Here is a 766-nt window from a genome sequence, read left to right as displayed (position 1 = left end):
CTTGCTGGCGCGGTAGCGTATGAAGCCTTCGGGATCGACACCCTCGCGGTCGATGCTGAAGGGACGGCGATACTGGTGGAGCTCCTTCCCGCCCGGGCAGGTGTAGAGATCGCGGGCGTGGTCATAGGCAAAGTCGGAGCGGCTGAAGGTGCCGTCGCTGCGCTGGGATTTGTCGAAGACCGGGATATGCGGCTCAATCCCGCGCTCATGCACCAGCCAGGCGAGGTTCTCGGCCGAGCCGTAGGCACTGTCGGCGGCGAGCCTTGCCGGCCAGAGACCGAAGCGTTCCTGCGTCCGGTCGAGCATGGTGCGGGCCGAGCCGACCTCGGCCTGGCGGATGGCGCGACTGGCCTCGACATCGACGATGACGGCGTGATCGAGGTCGATGAGATAGTTGGTGGCATAGGCGAAGAAGGCATGGCCCTTCAGGGCTCCGGTCCATTGCGCCGCCGGATCGGAACGCGAGAGGAACTTCGGCTTCGCTTCGCTGGCTGCGCCCCACGCCGCCTCATCGAGCGTGTCGAGATACTCGCGCACCGAGCGCCGTGTCCGGGCGAGATCGTTCCAGTCGACAGGCTCGGCAGCTTCCGCCGAGCGCTGCTTGTTGGCATCGGCCTTGATCAGGCTGGCATCAACCGCGAAGCCTTCGCCTCCGACAAGGCCCTCCGCGATGCAGCGTCGGACGGTCGCCTCGAACAGCTCGCGCAGGAGGTCGCTCTCACGGAAGCGACCATGCCGGTTCTTCGAGAAGGTCGAGTGATCAGGC

Annotated in this window: 1 protein-coding gene; it reads right to left on the bottom strand. The window is 66.1% G+C overall.

The window, feature by feature from the left end; genetic code table 11:
• The coding region (locus tag IEW34_RS30190) for a transposase (RefSeq protein ID WP_188612957.1) at positions 1-766 on the bottom strand (766 nt) is incomplete at both ends.

Source organism: Chelatococcus reniformis (assembly GCF_014640075.1).
Taxonomy (GTDB): domain Bacteria; phylum Pseudomonadota; class Alphaproteobacteria; order Rhizobiales; family Beijerinckiaceae; genus Camelimonas; species Camelimonas reniformis.
The sequence above is the reverse complement of the archived record's forward strand: the minus strand, read 5'-3'. Positions and strand labels throughout refer to the sequence as shown.